20 protein-coding genes are annotated in these 21,581 nt (G+C 69.9%); 11 read left to right on the top strand and 9 right to left on the bottom strand.

The genetic code is table 11. The annotated features are described in order from the left end of the window. Positions 1-6 precede the first annotated feature (6 nt). Entirely contained in the window at positions 7-864 is an 858-nt protein-coding gene (locus BLS43_RS17530) for a mycofactocin-coupled SDR family oxidoreductase (RefSeq protein ID WP_093086015.1), read from the bottom strand. A gap of 26 nt (positions 865-890) precedes the next feature. After that, on the bottom strand, positions 891-1,739 hold the full coding sequence (locus BLS43_RS17525) for an alpha/beta fold hydrolase (protein WP_218129879.1): 849 nt from the start codon (positions 1,737-1,739) through the stop codon (positions 891-893). A gap of 191 nt (positions 1,740-1,930) precedes the next feature. Between BLS43_RS17525 and BLS43_RS17520 the strand changes: the two genes are divergently transcribed. Further along, positions 1,931-2,878: a PDR/VanB family oxidoreductase gene (locus tag BLS43_RS17520; RefSeq protein WP_245707549.1), complete on the top strand. Its 948-nt coding sequence runs from the start codon at positions 1,931-1,933 to the stop codon at positions 2,876-2,878. Between the two features lie 88 nt (positions 2,879-2,966). On the opposite strand, the gene BLS43_RS17515 is transcribed toward BLS43_RS17520, so the two are convergent. Further along, positions 2,967-3,788: a metal-dependent hydrolase gene (locus BLS43_RS17515; protein ID WP_093086007.1), complete on the bottom strand. Its 822-nt coding sequence runs from the start codon at positions 3,786-3,788 to the stop codon at positions 2,967-2,969. Between the two features lie 134 nt (positions 3,789-3,922). Further along, positions 3,923-5,278, bottom strand: coding sequence for an MFS transporter (locus BLS43_RS17510; protein ID WP_093086005.1), 1,356 nt, complete (start codon positions 5,276-5,278; stop codon positions 3,923-3,925). A 669-nt stretch (positions 5,279-5,947) separates the two neighbouring features. Between BLS43_RS17510 and BLS43_RS17505 the strand changes: the two genes are divergently transcribed. After that, positions 5,948-6,979: an aldo/keto reductase gene (locus BLS43_RS17505; RefSeq protein WP_093086003.1), complete on the top strand. Its 1,032-nt coding sequence runs from the start codon at positions 5,948-5,950 to the stop codon at positions 6,977-6,979. Positions 6,980-7,050: 71 nt separating this feature from the next. Here BLS43_RS17505 and BLS43_RS17500 read toward each other — a convergent pair whose 3' ends face one another. From BLS43_RS17500 to BLS43_RS17490, 3 genes are all read right to left on the bottom strand, one after another. Beyond that, positions 7,051-7,446, bottom strand: coding sequence for a carboxymuconolactone decarboxylase family protein (locus BLS43_RS17500; RefSeq protein WP_218129878.1), 396 nt, complete (start codon positions 7,444-7,446; stop codon positions 7,051-7,053). A gap of 18 nt (positions 7,447-7,464) precedes the next feature. Continuing rightward, positions 7,465-8,619 carry an amidohydrolase family protein gene (locus BLS43_RS17495; RefSeq protein WP_093086001.1) on the bottom strand — a complete coding sequence of 385 codons (1,155 nt, stop codon included), beginning with the start codon at positions 8,617-8,619 and terminating at the stop codon, positions 7,465-7,467. 70 nt (positions 8,620-8,689) lie between these two features. Then, the gene (locus BLS43_RS17490; protein ID WP_093085998.1) at positions 8,690-9,532 is read right to left on the bottom strand and encodes a mycofactocin-coupled SDR family oxidoreductase; all 843 of its coding nucleotides are present in this window, start codon (positions 9,530-9,532) and stop codon (positions 8,690-8,692) included. 153 nt (positions 9,533-9,685) lie between these two features. Between BLS43_RS17490 and BLS43_RS17485 the strand changes: the two genes are divergently transcribed. Genes BLS43_RS17485 through BLS43_RS17475 form a run of 3 tightly spaced genes read left to right on the top strand, consistent with a single transcriptional unit; the run spans position 9,686 to position 12,503 of the window. Continuing rightward, complete coding sequence (locus tag BLS43_RS17485; RefSeq protein ID WP_093085995.1) at positions 9,686-10,882, top strand: acetyl-CoA C-acyltransferase; 1,197 nt, start codon at positions 9,686-9,688, stop codon at positions 10,880-10,882. A gap of 32 nt (positions 10,883-10,914) precedes the next feature. Continuing rightward, entirely contained in the window at positions 10,915-11,337 is a 423-nt protein-coding gene (locus BLS43_RS17480) for a Zn-ribbon domain-containing OB-fold protein (protein WP_093085992.1), read from the top strand. Then, positions 11,334-12,503, top strand: a complete 1,170-nt coding sequence (locus BLS43_RS17475) for a thiolase family protein (protein WP_093085990.1) — start codon at positions 11,334-11,336, stop codon at positions 12,501-12,503. The genes BLS43_RS17480 and BLS43_RS17475 overlap by 4 nt, the downstream gene beginning before the upstream one ends. Positions 12,504-12,584: 81 nt before the next feature. Here the strand turns inward: BLS43_RS17475 and BLS43_RS17470 are convergent, their stop codons facing one another. Beyond that, the gene (locus BLS43_RS17470; RefSeq protein ID WP_093085987.1) at positions 12,585-13,382 is read right to left on the bottom strand and encodes an SDR family NAD(P)-dependent oxidoreductase; all 798 of its coding nucleotides are present in this window, start codon (positions 13,380-13,382) and stop codon (positions 12,585-12,587) included. Beyond that, a complete protein-coding gene (locus tag BLS43_RS17465; RefSeq protein ID WP_176921391.1) occupies positions 13,379-14,284 on the bottom strand; it encodes an LLM class F420-dependent oxidoreductase in 906 nt (301 codons plus the stop codon). Before BLS43_RS17465 ends, BLS43_RS17470 begins: the two co-directional genes overlap by 4 nt. A 170-nt stretch (positions 14,285-14,454) precedes the next feature. On the opposite strand from BLS43_RS17465, the gene BLS43_RS17460 reads away from it, so the two are divergent. The 6 genes from BLS43_RS17460 to BLS43_RS17435 all read left to right on the top strand — a co-directional run bounded on the left by BLS43_RS17460 (position 14,455) and on the right by BLS43_RS17435 (position 21,537). Beyond that, entirely contained in the window at positions 14,455-15,498 is a 1,044-nt protein-coding gene (locus BLS43_RS17460; protein ID WP_093085984.1) for an acyl-CoA dehydrogenase family protein, read from the top strand. Continuing rightward, positions 15,485-16,609, top strand: a complete 1,125-nt coding sequence (locus tag BLS43_RS17455) for an acyl-CoA dehydrogenase family protein (RefSeq protein WP_093085981.1) — start codon at positions 15,485-15,487, stop codon at positions 16,607-16,609. The genes BLS43_RS17460 and BLS43_RS17455 overlap by 14 nt, the downstream gene beginning before the upstream one ends. Positions 16,610-16,670: 61 nt before the next feature. Next, the gene (locus tag BLS43_RS17450) at positions 16,671-17,972 is read left to right on the top strand and encodes an acyl-CoA dehydrogenase family protein (RefSeq protein WP_093085978.1); all 1,302 of its coding nucleotides are present in this window, start codon (positions 16,671-16,673) and stop codon (positions 17,970-17,972) included. Continuing rightward, positions 17,965-18,723 (top strand): SDR family NAD(P)-dependent oxidoreductase, encoded by a 759-nt coding sequence (locus BLS43_RS17445; protein WP_093085975.1) that lies wholly within the window; start codon positions 17,965-17,967, stop codon positions 18,721-18,723. Before BLS43_RS17450 ends, BLS43_RS17445 begins: the two co-directional genes overlap by 8 nt. Beyond that, positions 18,720-19,805, top strand: coding sequence for a phosphotransferase family protein (locus BLS43_RS17440; protein ID WP_176921390.1), 1,086 nt, complete (start codon positions 18,720-18,722; stop codon positions 19,803-19,805). Before BLS43_RS17445 ends, BLS43_RS17440 begins: the two co-directional genes overlap by 4 nt. Positions 19,806-19,899: 94 nt before the next feature. Continuing rightward, positions 19,900-21,537, top strand: coding sequence for a flavin-containing monooxygenase (locus BLS43_RS17435; protein WP_093085972.1), 1,638 nt, complete (start codon positions 19,900-19,902; stop codon positions 21,535-21,537). Positions 21,538-21,581 lie beyond the last annotated feature (44 nt).

The raw sequence follows: 21,581 nt of genomic DNA, 5'->3' as shown, positions 1-21,581 counted from the left end.
CGGACGTCAGCGGATGACCCCGCCTGCGTCGACGGGCAGGGCGACCCCCGTCACGTAGCGTGCCTCGTCCGAGGCCAGCCAGAGCACAGCGGCGCTGATGTCGTCGGGCTCGACGTAGGGCACGTCGAGCAGGTGCATCGCGGCGAGGGTGGGGGCCACGTCCTCCGCAGTGGGGTGGTCGAGGTCGGGCCGGAAGGAACGGTACGACTGGTCATTCATGATCATCGGAGTGCGGACCGAGGTCGGGTGCACCGAGTTGACGCGGATGCGGGCGGGCGCGAGCTCGATCGCTGCCGCGCGCATCAGCCCGACCAGTCCGTGCTTCGACTCGGTGTACCCGCCCATCACACCCAGCGCCCGCAGGCCGGCCAGCGAACTCGTGATCACAATGGACCCGCCCCCGGAGGCGGTCAACGCTGGGCGGGCCGCCTCGATCGTGGCGAACACGCCCGTCAGGTTCACGTCCACCATGAGCCGGAAGGCGGCGACCTTCGCGGCGAGTGCTGTCGGACGGTCCGCGCCGCCGTGGGGCGTGATGATGCCCGCGTTGGCGCAGACCACGTCGAGCCGACCGAGCTCCGCGACGCCCTCCTCGACTACCGAGGCGAGGGCCTCGGCCTCCCGGACATCGGCCTTGCGGGCGACGATCCGACGGTCGAGGGCCTCCACGGCGGATACGGTCTCGGCGAGATCCTCCTCCGTGCTCATGGGGTAACGCACCTCGTCGATCTGCTCGCACAGGTCGACGGCGATGATGTCCGCCCCCTCGGCGGCGAGGCGGACCGCATGGTTGCGGCCCTGGCCTCGGGCCGCGCCGGTGATCAGCGCGACCTTGCCGGCGAGCTTGCCCGCCGGCGCCGTCACTTCACGTGCTCCTTCATCGCGGCGGCTCAGCCGCGCAGGTGGTCGATGATCAGGCCGTTGACCGTGTCGGGCTGCTCCACCTGCAGGAAGTGGCCGGCATCGGGCACGATGACCGTGCGTGAGCCCGGCGAGGTGAGGAAGGGTTCGGCTGCCTCAGCGAGCTCACTGCCCATGCAACCGTCCTGGGCTCCGTGCAGGTAGAGCGTCGGCTGTGGTGCCAGCCCGCCGGCGCCTGCGGCAGCAGCCGCGTACGTGTCGTCGGCCGGGGGAGCGAAGAGGGCGCGGTAGTAGCCCAGCGCCGCGGTGAGCGCCTCGGCCTTGCCCAGGCTCGCCCGCACGTCCTGCATGTCAGGGGTGGGGTCGTAGCCGGGGGACCAGTCCCGCCACAGCCGCTCGAGGAAGGCGAAGTCGTCGGCGGCGACGACCGCCTCGCCCTGCGGCGAGGCGCATACGCTCATGTACCAGGAGCGTTTCATCTGGTCGTAGCCGCCCAGGAGCGAGAGTACGGCCGTGGCCGGGGGGACCGCCAGGATGACCAGCTTGCTCCACAGCTCGGGAAAGGTCGACGCTGCCGCGTACGCGGTACCGGCACCCCAGTCGTGGCCGATGATCACGGCGGAGGAGTCCGCGCCGAGGGCGGTGTGCAGGTTGTTCGCGTCGGCGACGAGGGCGCCGATCTGGTAGGCGCCGTCCGCAGGCACCGACGTCGGTGCATAGCCTCGTGTGAACGGCGCGACGGCGTGGAAGCCCGCCTCTGCCAGGCGAGGGAGGAGGTGTCGCCACGTGTGCGCGGTGTCGGGGAACCCGTGCAGGCAGAGCGCGAGCGGCCCCTCGCCGGCCTCGAGGATCCCGAAGTCGATCTCACCCGCGCGCACTTGCCGTTGCGTGATCCCCGCGCCGGGGGCAACGGTGCTCATCGGAGGTCGGAGGTGTGTGTTTGACAGGCTGACATAAAATCTTATCATAATCACTTGCCCGTGCCTTGTCAGCCCTCGATTGGCGAGCGGTCGAGCCGGGTGGACGCGAGCGCGGGGCGCTCCGCAGTGACGGGAGAATGTGCGTGGAGATGACCCTCGTCGTCAGCGACCGCCGCAACGAAGCGGACGGCGTCGTAAGCCTGACGTTGCGGGCCGAGGCGGACGGCCGGGAGCTGCCGGCCTGGGAGCCCGGCGCGCACCTCGAGGTGGCCCTGCCCAGTGGGCTCATCCGGCACTACTCGTTGTGCGGACCCGTGGAGCAGCGTGACCGGTACCGGATCGCCGTCCTGAGAGAGGCGAACTCCCGGGGCGGCTCGAGCGAGGTCCACGACCACGTCGTGGTGGGTACGCGCCTGCAGGTGACGGGTCCGCGCAACCATTTTCGCCTTGAGCCCGCCGACTCCTACCTCTTCGTCGCCGGCGGGATCGGGATCACGCCGATCCTGCCGATGATCGCGCAGGCCGAGGCGGACGGCGTCCCCTGGAAGCTCGTCTACGGCGGGCGGCGGGCCTCGTCGATGGCGTTCGTCGACGAGATCACCGCACGGGCGGGCGGCAAGGTGGAGCTGCTGGCCGAGGACGAGGTCGGACGTCCGGATCTGCCGGTGGTCCTCGGCGAGGTGGCGACGGGTGGCCGGGTGTACTGCTGCGGGCCCGAGGGCCTGTTGGGCGCCGTGGAGTCGGGGTGTGCGGTCCGCGGCCTCACGGACGTGTTGCACGTCGAGCGGTTCGCGGCGTCCGCCGTCGCGGTCGACGACGGCGCGGGATCGGCCGGGTTCGAGGTCCACCTCGCGCGGAGCGGGATGACGGTGACCGTGCCGCCGGGCCGCAGCATTCTCGAGGTCGTCCGCGAGGTGGTCCCGCAGATCCCCTCCTCGTGCGAGGAGGGGATCTGCGGGACCTGCGAGACGGCCGTGCTCGAGGGTGCACCGGACCACCGCGACCAGATTATGAGCGCCGTGGAGCGGGCGTCCAACGCGACCATGATGATCTGCGTGGGCCGGGCGCTGAGTGACCGGCTGGTGCTCGATCTCTGACCGCGCGGTACCGACCTGATGCGGAACGGACGGAGCCCGGGCCGATGGGCCCGGGCTCCGTCCGTTCTGGTCCGAGACGGCGGTGCCGTCAGGCCGCGTACTCCACCAACGCGGACTCGTATCGGCGCGGCGGCGTCGTGTGCGCCGGGTCGTACCAGGGCATCAAGATGCGGACCAGGTTCTTCATGCTCGGCGCGGCTCGGAGCTTCTTGGCCTGCTTGAGCCGCTCATCAGAGGCTGCCTTCTCCTCGGGGGTCATGTTCTGCTGGTCGACGGAGATCAGGAAGTCGCACAGCTTCACCGAGTAGCCGGTCATGTGGGTCGCGGCGTCGTAGAGGCCGCGCAGGCGCCGGAGATAGGCGCGAACCGGTCCACCCTGGCTGCCCAGCCGCTGGTATACCCGGTGTGCCACCGTGCGGTGCTCGAACTCCTCCGCGAGGTGCCAGCGGAACATCTTGACGATCTCCGGGTCGGCGCCCTCGATTCGGTCCTCGATGTGCCCGTCGACCCATTTCTCGGCAGCCGTCGAGCCGAACGCCTCGAAGCCCTCGCAGTAGGCGAGCAGCCAGTTCAGCGGCTTCTCCTTGAGGAACCTCTCGTAGTCGGCCTCGTAGGCCTTCTCGATCGGGACCATTCCTTCGTAACCGTTGTCGCGGACGAGCGTCAGCATCTCGCGGTGCACCTTCATGTGCTGCGCTTCCTGCTTGTTGAAGGTGTCGATGTCCGCGATCAGCTCCGCGTCCGCCACCGGGTCGAGCTCGGCGCGGGCCTTGCGCATCACCTTGATCAGGAACGGCTCGATGTAGGTCGGGATGATGTTCCCCGCGTTGATGAACTGCGAGAGTTCCTTGTTCGTGTTCCAGTGGGGCTCGGTGTGAGAGAAGTCGAACGTCGGGTAACGAACCTGCATGGTTCATCCTCCACGGTGAGAATGCCTCGGCCGTCGTGGGCCGAAGGGGCGTACCTGCCCACGCACAGCGGCTGAATGTCATCAGATTACCAGTGCGGGGGTCCCCCGAACAGGGGCGAAAGGCAGGGCGGGAGTCAGTCGTTCACGGTCAGGTTCCGTTGGGCCGGGGTCTCGATCGAACGGCCCAGGGCCCGCAGGGCCAGAACGCCCAGCAGGCACCACACGGCGACGTAGGTCGCCACCAACCAGGGTGAGCCCCCGGTTGCGAGGACGAGCGCCGTGGCGATGATCGGCATCGTGCCCACCGCGAGGGCGGAGCTCGTCTCCTTGACCGCGGCGATGCCGGAGTAGCGGACCTCGGTCGGGAAGACGTTGGACAGCAGGCCCGGCGACGGACCGGTCATCGTCGCGTAGGACAGCAGGTACGAGGCGCCTGCTGCGAGGAGCACCAAGGCGAAGGACCCCGTGTCGAGCAGCATGAAGTAGAGGAAGATCCCCGGCGCCGTGATCAGGGCTCCAGCCGTCCAGATCTTGCGGAAGCCGAACCGGTCGCAGAGATGACCGGCCAGGGTTCCGGCGAAGATGCCCACGAAGAAGCCCACCGACGTGACGATGAAGACCGACTGCGCCGGCATGTGCAACGTGTTGCGCAGGTAGCTCGGGGTGAACACGCTCAGCGTCGCCGAGGCGTTGTTGAGCGCGCACATGACGATCAAGCCGAGGAAGAGTGGCTTCTTCATCGTGGTGAACAGGGTGCGCATCGGATGCAAGTCCTGCCCGGTCCGGTCGCGGGCCTTCTCGACTGCCTGGACGTACTCATCCGACTCCTCGAGCCGGGACCGGAGCCAGAACGCCACACCGAGCAGGAGGGCCGCCCCGTAGAACGGGATGCGCCAGCCCCAGCTGAGGAAGACGTCCTGCGGCAGCGACGAGACGCCGATGAAGACGAGGCTCGCGATCAGTGATCCGACGATCTGCGAGGTCTGGACGAAGCTGGTGTAGAAGCCCCGCCTGCGCAACGGCGCGTACTCGGCCACGATGGCGATGGCTCCGGCCGACTCAGCGCCCGCGCCGAAGCCCTGGATCAGACGCAGCAGCACCAGCAGGATGGGGGACAGGATGCCGACGGCGGCGTAGGTCGGGAGGAACCCGACCGCCACCGTGGCGACTCCCATCAACGTCAGGGTGAACACCAGGACCGGCTTGCGCCCGTAGCGGTCCCCGAGTCGACCGAGGACGAATCCGCCCAGCGGGCGGATGAAGAAGCCGACCCCGAAGGTGGACAGCGCGGCCAGCACACCGATACCCGGGGCCAGGTTCGGGAAGAAGATCTCACTCGCCAGGATCGCCGAGAACGAGGCGAACAGAGCGTAGTCGAACCACTCGATGACCGTGCCCACACAGGCACCGAGCAGTGCCCGGCGGGCGGCCGGAGTGAGGCGTTCACGCCCGACCTCTCCTTGGCTGGGTGTGAGGGACTGGCTCGTCATGAAAGGACTCCGATCGCGGTACCCATGAGGGGTCGTGGTGGCAGTCGATCCGCACGCGCGGTGCGTCGCGACCGTGGCACCTCTGCCCGTCCCGCCAGTGCGACGAGGACACGGGGGTGCGGGTGCCGTGCTGATCCGGTTCCCGCATTCGCCCGGGTGCGAAGCGGGGCCGGAGCGGAGTCACCCTCCGCCTCCGATGTCACACGCCCCGGTCGTGACGGGACGGGGCCGATCACGCATCTCGGGTTCCGCCGAATGCGCTCCTCGCCATGGGTCTCGGGGGGACGGCACAGTGGCGATCCGGTCCTCGTCGACTCGTGGCCCGAACGAGTCAGGCGTGCGACTCGCGGTAATTCTTATCACAAACAGTGCGTCACGCAAGGGTTCGTGACCCGACTGCAGCCCAACGGCGCACCGACCTGACGCCTTCTGGCGCACGGTCGACACGGAGCTTCGGCGCGATCACTCTGAGTGCTCCGAGGCTCGGCGTCGGAACCGGCTCCGCGGATGCTGCCTCGGGGTTTCGAGCTCGTCCGTCTCGTCGGCGGCGAACGGGGCCGGGCGATGCCGGACGGAACGCATGGTCGCCCATCCATGATAAGAAATTCCCGGACCTACCCAGTGCGGTGCCCATGTCGGTCGGGAGCCGCCGACCCTGGAGGAGCGGACGTGGAGTACCGAGTGCTGGGCCGGACCGGGGTGCGGGTCAGCCCGTTCTGCCTCGGAGCGATGATGTTCGGCGTGTGGGGCGCGGATCTCGACGAGAGCCGCCGAATAGTCGACGTCGCGATCGACGCCGGGATCAACATGATCGACACCGCCGACGTGTACTCGCGGGGGGAGTCGGAGGAGATCGTGGGCGAGGTCCTCGGCAGACGTCGCGCCGACGTCGTGCTCGCGACCAAGTTCCACAACCCCATGGGCCCCGGGCCGAACCAACGCGGGAACTCCGCGAGCTGGCTGATCCGGGCGTGCGAGGACAGCCTGCGTCGGCTCCGAACCGACTACATCGACGTTTACCAGATCCACCGGCCCGATCCCTGCACTGCACTCGAGGAGACGCTCACCGGCTTGGGCCGCCTTGTCGACCAGGGCAAGGTCCGCTACATCGGAACGTCCACCTTTCCGGCGTCGACGCTGGTCGAGGCCCAGTGGCTCGCCGAGGTTCGTCATCTGCCCCGCGTCGTCACCGAGCAGCCGCCCTACTCCCTGCTCTCCCGTGGCATCGAGGCAGACGTGCTGCCGACCTGTCAACGCCATGACATGGGGGTTCTGGTGTGGAGCCCGCTGGCAGGCGGCTGGCTCTCCGGGAAATGGCGGGCCGACGGGCGTGAGCTGCGCAGCTCCCGCATCGATCGGGTGCCGGTGCGCTACGACATCACGCTGCCGCACAATCAGCGCAAGCTCGAGGCGGTCGAGGAGCTGGCGAAGCTGGCCGAGAGCGCCGGCATCAGCCTGCTGCACATGGCTCTGGCCTTCGTCCTGCGCAACCCGGCGGTCACCGCGGCCATCGTCGGTCCGCGGACGGTCGAGCACCTGACCGGCCAGCTGGGGGCCCTCGAGGTGACGCTGTCCGACGACGTGCTGGACCGGATCGACGAGATCGTCACACCGGGGACCAACTTCAGCTGGGGAGACGTGTGGGCACCGCCGATGGTCGCCGACCCGGCACTGCGCCGACGGGCTGCCGCCTCGTCGTGAGGCGACGGTGGGTCCGCCGCGCACTCCTGCGGGGAGTGCGCGGCGGACACCGATCGTCGGTCGACGTGCGGTCACGCAGGGGCGTCGGCGACAGTCTCGAACTCGGCGGTCAGGGCGGACAGGGTCCGATGGACCATCGACGCCCGGGGCCACCCCGCGTAGTAGGCGAAATGGAGCACGAACTCCTGGAGCTCAGCGACCGTGAGGTCGCCGCTGACCAGCGCAGCACGCAGGTGGTCTTCGATCGCGGCGGGGATCGAGGCCTGGGCGACGCAGCTGATCGAGATGAGCCGCCGGTCCCGGTCCGACAACCCGCCGCGCGTCCAGAGGTCTCCGAACACGGCGGCGACGACGCCGTCGCGGACGAACGGGACCTCCGACGTCGGGGCGTCGTAGGACATGATCTCGACGAAGCGGGCGCGGCCACGCTCGACGTCCTCCGGTGAGTGCATGGTGTCCTCTCTCATCGAAAGGGGAATGCCGCGTCAGAGGACGCGGGCGAGGTTGTCGCCGTAGAAGCCGTCCTCCGTGGCAGGGTCCATGAACTCGACCAACGCCTTGTAGTCGGCCAACGGCCGAGCGAGGCCCTCGGGGTGCGGGTAGTCGCCGCCGAAGGCGAAGTTGCCCGGGGCGAGCGCGAGCACGCTCGGGTCCGCGGTGTCGGCGGGGAAGCTGCAGGTGATGATGGCCTGCTCCTTGATGTACTCCGCGGGCGACTTGCGCAGCTCGGGATTGAGCTCGCGCCCGTGGACCGTGGCGGCCATCGAGTACAGCCCGTCGAGTCGCTTGAGCAGCGTGGGCAGCCAGCCGGCGCCCACCTCGGCGAGCACGACGGTCAGGCCGGGGTTGCGCTCGAACACTCCGTTGACCGCGAGGTCGACCAGCCCGAGCTGGGCCGCAGTCCCCTGGAAGATGCCGGGTACCACCTTGAGGAAGCTGTCGGTGTCGTTGTCGCACCAGGCACCGTAGTTCTCCAGGAACGAGACCATGTGGAAGTTCACGTGCCAGGCGGGCGTGATCCGCAGGTCGACCATCGCCTTCCAGATGGCTTCGTTGTCCGGGTGGGACAGCCGCTTGCCGTTGATCTGCACCGGCACGCACATGGCCATCCGCACGCCGCCGTCGGAGAGCATCTTCAGCTGGTCCAGCACCCAGCCCTGGTCGCCCTGCAGGGACACGTGACCGACGGGTTCGAGCGCGCCGCCGCCCTCCTGGGAGACCTCGACGGCCCACCGGTTCCACGCCGCCATGTTGACCCGGGTGGTCTCCAGGTCGTCCTCGAGCAGGTACTCCCACACGAACCCGGACTGCGGGTAGAGCACGGACTTGTCGATCCCCCAGCCTGGCATCAGGTCCTTGCGGGCGGTGGGGTTCCAGTACGCGTCGGGGATCTCGTGGTACCGCATCCCCGGGTTGGAGAGTCCGGCTCGCTGGGCCACCCGGACCTCGCCGAGGGTGGCGAAGTCACCTGGCGTGGTGACTTGCGCGAAGACGCCGGTCGACGCTCCGCCCACGGTCAACCACGGGTAACCGAGCTCATCGGTCTCGACGCAGAGCGCCCGGTCCCGGTCGGCGCTGGGGGAGTAGTCGCGCCACAGGGTGGCGGGCTCGAAGAGGTGGCCGTCTCCGTCGACGATCATCGTGTGCTCCTGGTTCGCGAATGTGACCGGCTCCCGCCGGTCGGGTGTGTCGGCGGGCCGTCGGGCCCGCTCACCTGATGAGGGTGCCGATGTCGACGGTCACCTGCGTCCCGGTCATGTAGCGGGACTCGTCGCTCGCGAGGAACGCGACGGCGTTGGCGACGTCCTCCGGCTCCATGTGCGTGTGCGGCAGGGTGTTCATGAAGATGGGGCCGAGCGTCGAGGCCAGCTGGAGGTCGTTGAGCGCCCCGCCGAAGGGCTCGGCCTGCCCCCGCTCGCCGTTGAAGGTGGCGCCGCCCATCACCGTGCGGACCCCGCCGGGATGGACGGTGTTGACCCGGATCTCGTGCCGGCCGAGCTCGTTGGCCAGCGTCTTCGCCAGGCCGACGACCCCGTGCTTGGCCGCTGAGTAGTGCGCCAGGAACGGCAGACCGCGCAGCCCTGCCACCGAGCTGGTGATGACGATCGACCCACCCCGGCCCTGCTCGATCAGGTGCGGCACGGTCGCACGAAGGACCTTCCAGACCCCGGTGAGGTTCACCGAGATCATCTCCTCCCACTGGCTCTCGCTCAGCTCCCAGGTGAAGCCGTAGTTGCAGATCCCGTGGTTGACCACCACGACGTCCAGACCGCCGAGCTCGGCGACGCCCTCCTCGACGAAGGCCTCGACGGCGGCGAGATCCCTCGCGTCGAGCCGGCGAACCATGGCCCGTCGGTCCTCCGCTTCGACCAACCGGCCGGTCTCCTCGAGATCTTCGACGGTGGACGGGTCGTACTCCACACCCTCGAACGCGGTGCAGGCGTCGAATGCCAGGATGTCTGCTCCCTCGCGGGCGAGCCGGAGCGCGTGCGCTCGTCCCTGGCCCCGAGCCGCCCCGGTGACCAGCGCGACCTTCCCTGTGAGCCTCTGCATACCGCTCCTCTTCCACCGTGCCCCGAGCTGCGACCGCGACGACTGTCACACGTCTGCGCGGTTCGCTATTCTGATAAGAATCAACCCTGGCGGAGGTGCGCGCAACCCCCTGCGCCGGACGAGTAACACCTACTCCGCTCAGCGAGGAGTCCCATGCCATCCGTCGTCGTGGTCGAGGCAGTCCGTTCCCCCGTGGGGAAGCGCAGGGGTGGCCTGGCCAGCATGCATGCCGCCGACCTGTTCGGGCAGGTCCTCGCCGAGGTCGTCGCGAGGTCCGGGATCGACCCGGACGTCGTCGAGCAGGTGGTCGGCGGGTGCGTCTCGCAGGTCGGGATGCAGGGCTTCAACGTGACCCGGACGGCCGCGCTGGTCGGCGGATTGTCGATCTCGACCGGGGCCACCACCGTCGACGCACAGTGTGGCTCGGCCCAGCAGGCCTTCACACTGGCTGCCGGACTCATCGCGGCCGGCACGGTCGACGTGGCCATCGCAGGCGGTGTCGAGATCATGAGCGCCGTGCCCATGGGCTCGAGCCTCGGAAAGGGGCTCGGCAAGGGCATCCCGAAGTCGTATTTCGAGAAGCTCACCTTCACCACCCAGTTCCAGGGTGCCGAGCTCATCGCGCGCAAGTGGGGTCTGACGCGAGACGACCTCGACTCCTTCGGTCTCCGATCGCAGGAGAGGGCGGCCGCGGCGTGGGCACAGGGCCGCTTCGACGGCCAGATCCTGCCGGTGGACGCCCCCGATCTCGGTGAGGATGGCAAGCCGACCGGCACCACGCACAGGGTCGAGCGCGACGAGTGCCTGCGCGAGACCACGCGGGAGGCACTGGCCGGGCTCAAGCCGGTTGTCGGGCCGGACGACCGGCTGATCGGGCCGGAGCCGGGCCTGCACACGGCCGGCAGCTCGTCACAGATCTCCGACGGTGCCTCCGCGGTGCTGCTGATGAGCGAGGCCGCGGCCCAGAAGCTCGGGGTCACCCCGCGGGCCCGGGTGGTCGACAGCTGTCTGGTCGGCAGCGACCCGGTCCTCATGCTCACCGGTCCCATCGACGCCACCCACCGCCTGCTGGGCCGCACCGGCCTGAGCATGGACGACATCGGCGTCGTCGAGATCAACGAGGCGTTCGCCTCCGTCGTCCTGGCCTGGCAGCGCGAGCTCAAGGCCCCGGACGAGATCGTGAACCCGAACGGCGGCGCGATCGCGCTCGGGCATCCGCTCGGCGCCACCGGTGGTGTCCTGGTGACGAAGGCGATCGGCGAGATGGAGCGGCGGGAGTCGCGATACGCCCTGGTGACGATGTGTTGCGGGGGCGGTCTCGGGACCGGCACGATCCTCGCCGCGCCGTGACGACGGGACGAGGGAACTCCGAGGATGCCACGATGACCCGGCCCGAGCTGTGCCGCCCGGTCCCCGTCGCCGACGACGCGTCGGCCGCCTACTGGGCGGGCGCGCGAGAACACCGCCTCGTGATCATGCGGTGCGGCGACTGTGCGTTCTACGTCCACCCGCCTCGCGCGGTGTGCCCCCGTTGCCAGCAGGAGACCCTCGTGGGCGAGGAGGTGTCGGGACGGGGGACGATCTACTCGTACCACGTGATGCACCTGCCCGGCGTGCCCGGCTTCACCCCGCCGTACGCCGTGGCCGTGGTCGAGCTGGCGGAGCAGCCGGGCCTGTTCGCGGTGGGCAACGTCCTGGACTGCCCGCCGGAGGAGATGGCGACCGGGATGGCGGTCCGAGTGACGTTCGAAGAGCTCGCGGGAAGCGACATGACGCTGCCGCAGTGGTCCAGGGAGCAGGCATGACCGACTACACGATGCGGGACAAGAGCGCGATCGTCGGCGTCGGGCACACGGGCTGCACGAAGGACGCGGGGGCGGCACCCGAGGCCGTCTGGATGCGCGCGGTCCGCGAGGCCCTCGACGACGCGGGGCTGCGGCCGGCCGACATCGACGGCATCTCGACCCCCTTCACCGACACCTGGCCGATGGGGGCCGTGCCGACCCCGTTCACGCTGACCGAGTCCCTCGGCCTACCGGGCCTGCGCTGGCATGCCGGGCCCCTCGGTGGCGCCTACAGCCTCGGCTCGGTCGCTTCCGCCGCCCTGGCGGTGAGCACGGGCCAGTGCGACACCGCGCTCGCGGTGCACTGCATGATGCGCCCGAAGAAGAAGGGGCCCACCGCCTACAACTACCGGGGCGCGCAGGCCGCCTCCGGGGTCTACGCTCACCTCGCGCCCTACGGCTACAGCGTCTTCGTCCAGATGATGGCGACCGTGACCCGGCGGCTCCTGGACACCAACGGCCTGACCCGCGAGCAGCTGGGCCGCCTCGTCGTCGACCAGCGCAGCAACGCGTTGCGCAATCCGCTGGCGGTGATGAAGGACCCACTCACCCTCGAGCAGTACCTCGACGCGCGCTGGCTGGCCGAGCCGCTCGCCCTCTACGACGCCGACATGCCGGTCGACGCCGCGATCGCTGTGGTCATCACGCGTTCGGACCGGGCGCGGGACTGCCGCAGCCGCCCGGTCACCATCCGGCACGTGTCCACCTTCCTCGGGCCCCGGCCGGACTGGGTCTTCCAGGCCGACTATGCCGAGCTGTTCCCCGCGGACCTCGGCCGCGACTTCTGGCGCCGCGCGGAGATCGATCCGGCGGACCTGTCGTTCGCCGAGATCCAGGACGGCTTCTCCGTGTACGTGCCGCTGTGGCTGGAGGCCCTGGGGATCGTGAAACGGGGAGAGGCAGGCGGCTACATCGGCGACGGCAACCTCGCCCTGGGCGGGAGCCTGCCGACCAACACCCACGGTGGCAACCTCAGCGAGGGCCGGCTGCAGGGCGGGGGTGCCGTCGTCGAGGCCGTCCGACAGCTCCGCGGCCAGGCGGGGGAGCGGCAGGTCGACGGGGCTACGACCGGCCTGGTCACCGTCGGGGGTTCCCCGACGGTCTGCGCCGCCCTGCTCCACGTCTGACGTGGTCTGACACGTCCGACGCCCGGAGCAGCTCGTGGGAGCTGCCCCGGGCGTCGGACGGGGGGCGGACGACGAGCGCGGTCAGACGACGTCGTACTCCAGGTGGCGGCCCATGTCCGGCAGCCGCCTGGTGTGGGTTCCACCGTCGACGAACACGGTCTCCCCGGTGATGTATGAGGCCTCGCGCGAGAGCAGCCAGCAGATCACCGCGGCCACCTCCGCGGGATCGCCGAAGCGACCGAGCGGGGTGTTGGCCTTCCAGTCCGCCAGGGTGTCCTTGTCGTCGATGGCACCCTGACCCATCGGGGTCTGGATGAGGCCCGGGGCCACACCGTTCACCCGGATCCTGCGCGGGGCAAGCTCCATGGCGGCGATCTGGGTCAGCATGGTGACCCCCGCCTTGGCCGAGTTGTAGGCGGCGAAGCCCGGGCCCGGCATGGTCGCGTTGACGGAGGCGATGGTCGCCATCGCACCGCCCTCCTGCATGACCCTCCCCGCGTGCTTGAGCGTCAGCATCACGCCCGTGAGCGTCACGTCGAGGGTGGCGCGCCAGGTGTCGACAGGCATGTTGACGATGGAGGACAAGCCGCCGATGGCAGGGCAGGCCACCGCGGCATCGACCTTCCCGAAGGTCGACAAGGCGGCATCGACCAGCGTCTTCTGGTCCTCCTCGGAGGTGACGTCACAGCGCATCGTCACGGCGGACTTGCCGAACTCCTCGGCGAGGCGCTCCAGCGAGTCCGTGTCGAGGTCGCCGAGCACCACCTTGCCACCGTCGGCGACCCAGCGTCGGGCCGTGGCGAGCCCCATACCCGACGCGCCACCGGTGATCACGGCGACGGCGTCGGCGAAGCGTCCGGACGTGGGAGTGTCACTCATCGATGAGCCTCCGCGAGTTCTGCGTAGTGGTCCATGGTGCGGTACATCAGGTCCCGGTCCCGGTTGGGGATCGAGCAGGTGATCCGCCCGAAGCCCAGCCCGGCCAGGTGCTCGAGACGCCGCGCGTCCGGCAGGCGCGCGGCGAACTTCTCCATCGTGATCCGGCCGAACGACGTCTCGGGGTGCGACAGCGTGAGCTGGAGCGAGTCCGGGTCCCGCCCGACGTCGGTCATCCGCGAGCGCAGCCGGGCGATCGCGTTGTCGAGATCGTCGCCGAGTGTGTCGCGGACGGGGATGTACCCGTCGGCGAACTCGGCGATGTCGGTGAACGTGCCCGGCGTGGGACTGCCGCCGATGAGGATCGGCGGCCGGGGCTTCTGGACCGGCGCGGGCAGCGACCAGCTCGGGGAGAAGTTCACGAACTCCCCCTTGAACTCCGCCTGCTCCTCCGTCCAGAGAGCGATGATCGCCTTCACCTTCTCCCGGAACGTCCCACGCTTGCGGGCGGGGTCGATACCGTTGTTGACCATCTCCAGCTTGTTCCAGCCGTAGCCGATGCCGAACTCGACCCGGCCTCCGGAGATCTGGTCCACGGTGGCGACCTGCTTGGCGAGGATCAGCGGGTTGTGCTCGGCGACCAGGCAGACCGCCGTGCCGAGCCGCAGCGTCGACGTGACGGCGGCGGCGGCGGAGAGGAGGGTCCAGGGATCGGGGAAGCTCTTGTACCGGTCCGGGACGCGGCCGTCTTCGACATAGGCGTGCTTGGAGTCGACGGGCAGGTGGGTGTGTTCGCCCAGCCAGATCGAGTCCAGCCCGCGCTCCTCCGCGGCCCGGGCGAACTCCGGCACGAAGGATGCGAGGTCGGTGACGTCGCCGAAGGGCGTGCTACATCCGAAGTGCACGGGAAGCCAACTTTCGGTAGTCCGGTACTCGACCCGGAAGCCTAAACCTGATAAGATTATCTGGCAATGATGCAGGCGGAGCGCCGGACAGGCTCGCTGCGCTTCCCGCACCCGAGCGGACGGCAGAGCCCCGAGCGGGCGCGACGCCCACCTGTCCGATGGAGGCGTGAATGGACTTCTCCCTGTCCGAGGAGCAAGAGCTCCTGGCCGCGAGCACACGCTCACTGGCCGCCGACCTGTTCGGCGAGTCGGTGGCACGCCAGGTGCTCGACGGCGACCGTGCGAGGGCGGACAAGGGCTGGTCGAACCTGCAGGAAGCGGGGCTCGCGAGCCTCCTGGTCGCCGAAGAGCACGGAGGGGGCGGCGGCTCCCTGCTCGACGCGTGCGTGGTCACCACCGAGCTCTACTCGGCCCTGGCGCCGGTTCCCTACCTCACCTCGGCCGTCGCGGTCCCACTGCTGGCGGCCGGCTCCGGCGAGCAGGGGACGCCAGTCCTGACCGCACTCGCGGAAGGGGCCACCTACGGGCTGTTCGTCGGGGCGGACCTCTCCTGGCCGGCCACCGGGCCGGACGCGGTCTGCCTCGACTGGGCACCGGGCCGAGACGGCCTGGCCGTCGGCCCGGACACCCTGGAGCTCGGCCCGGCCGAGGCCGGTCCGGGTGTCGACCCCCTGCACCCGCTGGGTAGGGGCACCGGCGCCGGGAGCGTGTCGTGGCCCGCCGCCGGGCTTCCGGAGGCGAGCAGCCGGGCGCTGGCGGGCGTCCGCGTCGCCGCGGCCGCCGCCCTCACCGGCTGCCTGGCGGGCGCGGCCCAGCTGGCCTGGGACTACATCGCCACCCGCGAGCAATACGGCAAGCCGATCGCCGCCTTCCAGGCCGTCCGGCACCTGGCGGCAGACCTGCTCGTGGACCTCGAGACCTGTCGCTCGGTCAGCCTCGGCGCCGCCTGGCAGGTGGAGAACGAGCCGATCGAGGACGCCGCGCGCGTCGCGGCCGTCGCCAAGTCATGGTGCGGCGAGGCCGCCGTCCGCTCCATCGAGACCTCGATCCAGCTGCTCGGCGGCATCGGGGTGACCTGGGAATCGACCGCGCACCTGTACCTGCGGACGGCCCACCAGCTGGCCGCCTCCTTCGGCGACACCCGGTCGCTCCTGCGCCGGGTCGGCGCCGACTTCATCTCCGCGCGAGGGGGACACAGCGATGGATCTTCGTGACACCCCGGAGCAGGCGGAGTTCCGCGCGCAGCTGCGGGCCTGGCTGGCGGACAACGTGCCGACGGAGCCCGAGCCGCAGACGATGCCCGCCCGGTTCCACTACGTCGTCGCCTGGCAGAAGCGGCTCTACAGCGGTGGCTGGGTCGCCCTGTCCTGGCCGAAGGAGTACGGCGGCCAGGGCCTCGGTCCGGTCGAGGAGTCGATCCTCAACCAGGAGCTCGGCCGCGCGGGTGCCCCCGCCGCCGCCTCGTTCACCTTCCTGGGCCGTGCCTTCCTCACCTTCGGCACGGAGGAGCAGAAGGCCCGTTACCTGCCCGGCTTCCTGTCCGCGGAGGAGATCTGGTGCCAGGGCTTCTCCGAGCCCGAGGCCGGGTCCGACCTCGCGTCGCTGCGGACCACCGCGACCCGTGACGGCGAGGACTTCGTCATCAACGGCCAGAAGCTGTGGACCAGCCGGGGCTCGTTCGCCCAGTTCTGCCTGGTCCTGGCCCGCACCGGGACCAGGGAGAGCCGGCACCGCGGCATCACGGCCTTCGTCGTGCCCACCGACACCCCCGGCATGACCCGCAAGCCACTGATCATGGCCAACGGGGACGAGGAGTTCGCCGAGGTCTACTTCGACGACGTGCGGGTCCCCGCGTCCAACATGCTGGGTGAGCTCGACCAGGGCTGGAAGGTCACCCAGGCCACGCTGGCCTACGAGCGCGGTGCCGCCGACCTCGGGTACCTCGCGAAATACGAGCGGATGCTGGCCCAGCTCGCCGGCATCGCCCAGGAGCGCGGTGTCTCCGACGACGTGTCCAACGTCGAGGCAGTCGGCCGCGTGCTCGGCCACCTCGAGGTGCTGCGCCTGCACTCGATGCGCAGGCTCAGCGATCGGGCGCAGGGCAAGGCGGTGGGCGCCGAGACCTCCATCGACAAGGTCATGATGACCCAGACCGAGCAGTTGCTCCTGCACACCGCGCTCGACATCCTCGGCCCGGAGGCCGTGCAGGGTCGCGGTGACTGGTTCAAGAAGTACCTCTACAGCCGGGCGGCGTCGATCTACGGTGGCACCGCGCAGGTCCAGCGCAACATCATCAGCGGCCGACTGCTGGGGTTGAAGGAATGACGGCCACAGCCGCGCACCCCAGCGCACCGCAGCCCCGTTCAGCGATGAGGAGGAACTCACGATGACGTGGAGTTTCGAGACCGACCCGGACTTCCAGGCCAGCCTCGACTGGGCCGAGACGTTCATGCGCGCGGAGGTCGAGCCGCTCGACACCGTCATCTCGAGTCCGTACGACCTGACAGACCCGGTCCGGCAGCGGCTCATCCCGCCACTGCAGGAGAAGGTGCGCGCCAACGGCCTGTGGGCCTGCCACCTGCGCCCCGAGCTGGGTGGCCAGGGGTACGGCCAGCTCAAGCTGGCGCTGCTCGCCGAGCAGGTCGGACGCTCCGACTGTGGTCCTACGGTCTTCGGGTCGCAGCCCCCGGACTCCGGCAACAGCGAGATCCTCGCCGAGTACGGCACACAGGAGCAGAAGGACCGCTACCTGCGCCCGTTGCTGGACAATCAGATCGTCTCCTGTTTCTCGATGACCGAGCCGCAGGGCGGCGCCGACCCCTCGGTGTTCACCACGACGGCGGTCCTCGACGGCGACGAGTGGGTGCTCGAGGGGCACAAGTGGTTCTCGAGCAACGCGAAGTTCGCGTCGTTCTTCATCGTCGTCGCGGTGACGGAGCCCGAGCAGCCGGTGCAGCACCGCATGTCGCTGTTCGTGGTTCCGGCGGACACCCCCGGCGTCACGATCCTGCGCAACGTGGGCCGCGGCGACCACGTCGGCGGCGAGGGCACCCACGGCTACATCCACTACGACCAGGTGCGGCTGCCGATGGACTCGTTGCTGGGCGAGCGCGGCAAGGGCTTCCAGGTGGCCCAGGCCCGGCTGAACGGCGGCCGGATGCACCACGCGATGCGGACCGTCGGCAAGGCCCGGCGGGTCTTCGAGATGCTCTGCGAGCGCGCGGTCTCCCGCGAGACCCGCGGCTCCAAGCTGGCGGACAAGCAGCTCGTCCAGGACATGGTCGCGGACTCCTGGATGGAGCTCGAGCAGTTCCGGCTGCTCGTCCTGCAGACCGCCTGGAAGGCGGACCGGTTCGGCTACGGTGCCCTGCGGGGGGAGATCGCCGCGGTGAAGGCTCTGATGCCGACCGTGCTGCGGAACGTCACGAGCCGCGCTGTCCAGCTGCACGGCTCGCTGGGGACGACGAACGAGATGCCCCTGATCGCCTACCTGCTGGACGGCTTCACGATGGGCCTGGCGGATGGCCCGACGGAGGTGCACAAGTCGACCCTCGCCCGGCAGATCCTGCGCGGGGTGACCCCCGCGGAGGGCATCTTCCCCAGCGAGCACATCCCGGCGGTCCGGGCGCGGGCCGAGGCGCTCGACGCCGCCGCTGCGACGGGCGGATCGGCGGTGCGTGATGTCTGAGCACGCGGGACCGGATCTCACCGGCAAGGTCGCGCTCGTCACGGGTGGCAGCCGGGGCCTCGGCGAGCAGATGGTGTTCGCGTTCGCGCGCGCAGGCGCCGACGTCGTCGTCACCAGCCGCAAGCTCGAGGCGTGCGAGGAGGTCGCGCGGCGGGTCCGGGAGGAGACCGGCCGCCGGGCCTTCGCCGTCGCCAGCCACGTGGGCAGGTGGAGCTCGATGGACGAGCTCGCCGAGGCGGTCGACCGCGAGTTCGGCGCGATCGACGTCCTGGTGAACAACGCCGGCATGTCCCCGCTGTTCGACAAGCTCTCCGATGTCCCCGAGGCCCTCTACGACAAGGTGCTCGACGTCAACCTCAAGGGGACCTTCCGACTCAGTGCTCTGGTCGGGCAGCAGATGATGGAACGCGGCGGCGGGTCGATCATCAACGTGAGCAGCTACGCGTCGCTCTCACCCCAGCCCTACTTCCTCCCGTACGCCGCGGCCAAGGCGGGGCTCAACGCGCTGACCGTCGGCTTCGCGCGTGCCTACGCGCCGACGGTCCGGGTGAACACCCTGCTGGCCGGCCCGTTCCGGACCGACGTGGCCGAGCACTGGCCCGAGGACACCGCGGAGCGCCACCGACGGACGTACGCATTGCAGCGGGCGGGCGAGCCCGACGAGGTCGTGGGCGCGGCGCTCTTCCTCGCCAGCGACATGTCGAGCTACACGACCGGGAGCATCGTCCGGGTCGACGGCGGGCCGCTGTGACCCCTGACGGCGCGCGGGCGAGGCCGAGCAGGCGCCTCGCGCCGGAGGTCCTCCTGGCACGGTTGGCCGCGGCCGTCGACCAGGCCTTCCCGGGGGCCGAAGTGCGCGAGCTGCGCCAGGTGTCGGGCGGAGCGTCGAGCCTGACGTACTCGGCGGTGCTGACGGGGGTGGGCACCTCACCGAGGGCGTGTTTCGTCAAGGTCGCCCCTGCCGGCCTCGAGCCGGTGCGCAACCGGGACGTGGTCCGGCAGGCGGCGCTGCAGGCTCTGCTCGCCGAGGACGGCCGGATCCCGGTGCCGGAGATCCTCCTCGTCGACGCGGGGGACCCGCCCGACTCCCCGCCGCTGTACGTGAGCGGCGCCGTCGAGGGCGAGAGCCTCGAGCCGCTGGTCGACCGCGAGCCCGCCTTTCCCGCGGCGGACGTTCTGACCGGCCGGACCCTCGCCGCGGGCGCGGTCCTCGCCCGGCTACACGAGGTCGATGTCGAATGGGTCGCGGGTCTGCCTGCGGCCGGTCCGGCCGGCGTGGACCTGGGCGGCGAGGTAGACCGGTGGGCCCGGGTGTTCTCCACTGTGGACCCCGAGCTGGCCGAGGTGGGGGAGCAGTGCGCGGAGCGGCTGCGGCGACAGCTGCCCGAGGCGCTGGCCCCGGCCGTGGTGCACGGCGACTTCCGGTTGGGCAACCTGATCTGTGCGGGCGCCGCGGTGCGCGCCGTCCTGGACTGGGAGATCTGGTCGATCACGGACCCCCGCATCGACCTGGCCTGGTTCCTCATGACCCTGGCCCACGACGGACTGCCCAGTGCGGTGCGAACGGCGGCGCCGGGGCTACCCGGCCCCGCGGTCGCTCTCGCGGAGTACGAGCGGGCCCGCGGCGCCGTGATGCCGGACATGGCGTGGTTCGGGTCTCTCAGCCGCTTCCGGGCCGCCGCCGCCATGGCGTTGAACGTCAAGCACAACCGCCGTCGCCCCGAGCCGGACCCGGCCATCGAGAGGTACGCCGAAACACTCGTCCCGTTCCTTCGGGCAGGTGTCGCGCTCCTCGAAGACGACGTGCATGTTGCCAGGAGTCGGGTAATATGATCAGATTCATCCACGTGGGTACCACGGGCGGCACCAGACGAGCAGTGCCCCTGTCGGCGCGCCCGCGACACAGTGTCGAAGTGCGGAGGCTCGCATGACGGAGACCAGCAACCCTTCGGTCGAGGCCGTCCGGAGCCCTCAGAAGGTGTACGACGTCCTCATCGTCGGCGCCGGGATCACGGGGCTCTACCAGCTGCATGTGCTGCGGCAGCAGGGCCTGTCCGTCCGAGTCCTGGAGGCGGGGGGCGGGATCGGCGGGACGTGGTACTGGAACCGGTACCCGGGCTGCCGGCTCGACTCGGAGAGCTACACCTACCAGTACATCTTTCACGACGAGCTGTTGGCTGAGTCGGAGTGGAGCGAGCTCTTCGCGGGCCAGCCCGAGCTCGAGCGCTACATCAACGGCTTCGCCGACCGGTTCGACCTGCGGCGAGACGTCCAGCTGGACACCCGTGTGGAGTCCATGACGTTCGACGAGGCGCGCAACCTCTGGACGCTGCGCACCACCGAGGGTGAGGACTTCACCTCCCGGTTCGTCGTCGCGGCCACCGGCATCCTCTCGGCCCCCAACTACCCGGCCCTCCCGGGCCTCGAGAACTTCGAGGGCGAGATCCACCACACGGCCACGTGGCCGCACGAGCCGGTGGACTTCGCGGGCAAGCGGGTCGCGGTCATCGGCACCGGGGCGAGCGGCGTGCAGATCATCCCGCGCATCGCGGAGACGGCCGCGCACCTCACCGTGTTCCAGCGCACCCCCAACTGGGCCGTTCCGCTGCGCAACCGGCCCCTCGACGAGAGCGAGATGGCGGAGATCCGCCAGGGCTACCCGGCGTTGTTCGAGAAGCTGCGCGGGTCGTCCAACGGGTTCGTGCACGATTGGGACCCAACGCCGTACGCGGAGGTCTCCCCGGAGGACCGGGAGTCCCGGTACGAGGAGCTGTGGAGCCGCCCGGGCTTCGCCAAGTGGTTCGGGACCTACCGGGAGATCGCGACGGACCGGGAGGCCAACCGCACCTACTCCGCATTCGTGGAGAGGAAGATCCGCGAGCGGGTCCGCGACCAGTCGGTCGCCGACGAGCTGGTGCCGACGGACCACCCGTTCGGCACGAAGCGGGTCCCGTGCGAGACCGACTACTACGAGACCTACAACCGGGACAACGTCACGCTCGTGCCGCTCGCCAAGAACCCGCTCGTCGAGTACACGAGGACGGGGCTGCGCACTGCCGAAGGCGAGATGGACTTCGACATCATCGTGTTGGCGACCGGCTTCGACGCCTTCACCGGGGCGTTGAGCCGCATCGACATCCGTGGGGTCGGAGGTCAAACACTGAAGGACAAGTGGCGAGACGGTCCCCAGACGTACATGGGTGTCCAGGTCGCAGGCTTCCCGAACCTGCTCATCAACGGTGGCCCGCACGGCAAGGGCGGCATCGGCAACTCGCCGCGCTGCGCCGAGCCGCTCATCTGGTGGCTCGGTGAACTCCTCGGATACATGCGCGAGCACGGCCTCACCCGGGTCGAGGCGGACGCGGAGGCGGAGAAGCTGTGGACGGCGCACGTCAACGAGCTGGCGTCGACCATGATGTCCTCGACGGTGAAGTCCTACTCGTTCGGCGACAACGTCCCGGGCAAGCCGCACGTCTACGTCGCCTACAGCGGGACGCTGCCGGACTTCATCACCCGGTTGAGGGAGAACGTGGAGAGCGGGTACGAGGGCTTCTCCCTGAGCTGAAGCCCTTGCACCGGTGCGTGGGCGCTGCTCGGTCGCACACTCTC

The sequence above is a fragment of the Pseudonocardia oroxyli genome (assembly GCF_900102195.1).
Lineage (GTDB): Bacteria > Actinomycetota > Actinomycetes > Mycobacteriales > Pseudonocardiaceae > Pseudonocardia > Pseudonocardia oroxyli.
Note: the sequence above shows the minus strand (reverse complement) of the source record. Positions and strands in the feature narration are given on the sequence as shown.

Excerpts from the sequence above, each read along its gene's own strand:
- BLS43_RS17520 (WP_245707549.1), top strand. The coding sequence starts at position 1,931 with ATGACCCTCGTCGTCAGCGACCGCCGCAACGAAGCGGACGGCGTCGTA.
- BLS43_RS17515 (WP_093086007.1), bottom strand. The coding sequence starts at position 3,788 with ATGCAGGTTCGTTACCCGACGTTCGACTTCTCTCACACCGAGCCCCAC.
- BLS43_RS17510 (WP_093086005.1), bottom strand. The coding sequence starts at position 5,278 with ATGACGAGCCAGTCCCTCACACCCAGCCAAGGAGAGGTCGGGCGTGAA.
- BLS43_RS17500 (WP_218129878.1), bottom strand. The coding sequence starts at position 7,446 with ATGAGAGAGGACACCATGCACTCACCGGAGGACGTCGAGCGTGGCCGC.
- BLS43_RS17495 (WP_093086001.1), bottom strand. The coding sequence starts at position 8,619 with ATGATCGTCGACGGAGACGGCCACCTCTTCGAGCCCGCCACCCTGTGG.
- BLS43_RS17490 (WP_093085998.1), bottom strand. The coding sequence starts at position 9,532 with ATGCAGAGGCTCACAGGGAAGGTCGCGCTGGTCACCGGGGCGGCTCGG.
- BLS43_RS17485 (WP_093085995.1), top strand. The coding sequence starts at position 9,686 with ATGCCATCCGTCGTCGTGGTCGAGGCAGTCCGTTCCCCCGTGGGGAAG.
- BLS43_RS17480 (WP_093085992.1), top strand. The coding sequence starts at position 10,915 with ATGACCCGGCCCGAGCTGTGCCGCCCGGTCCCCGTCGCCGACGACGCG.
- BLS43_RS17475 (WP_093085990.1), top strand. The coding sequence starts at position 11,334 with ATGACCGACTACACGATGCGGGACAAGAGCGCGATCGTCGGCGTCGGG.
- BLS43_RS17470 (WP_093085987.1), bottom strand. The coding sequence starts at position 13,382 with ATGAGTGACACTCCCACGTCCGGACGCTTCGCCGACGCCGTCGCCGTG.
- BLS43_RS17460 (WP_093085984.1), top strand. The coding sequence starts at position 14,455 with ATGGACTTCTCCCTGTCCGAGGAGCAAGAGCTCCTGGCCGCGAGCACA.
- BLS43_RS17455 (WP_093085981.1), top strand. The coding sequence starts at position 15,485 with ATGGATCTTCGTGACACCCCGGAGCAGGCGGAGTTCCGCGCGCAGCTG.
- BLS43_RS17450 (WP_093085978.1), top strand. The coding sequence starts at position 16,671 with ATGACGTGGAGTTTCGAGACCGACCCGGACTTCCAGGCCAGCCTCGAC.
- BLS43_RS17445 (WP_093085975.1), top strand. The coding sequence starts at position 17,965 with ATGTCTGAGCACGCGGGACCGGATCTCACCGGCAAGGTCGCGCTCGTC.
- BLS43_RS17435 (WP_093085972.1), top strand. The coding sequence starts at position 19,900 with ATGACGGAGACCAGCAACCCTTCGGTCGAGGCCGTCCGGAGCCCTCAG.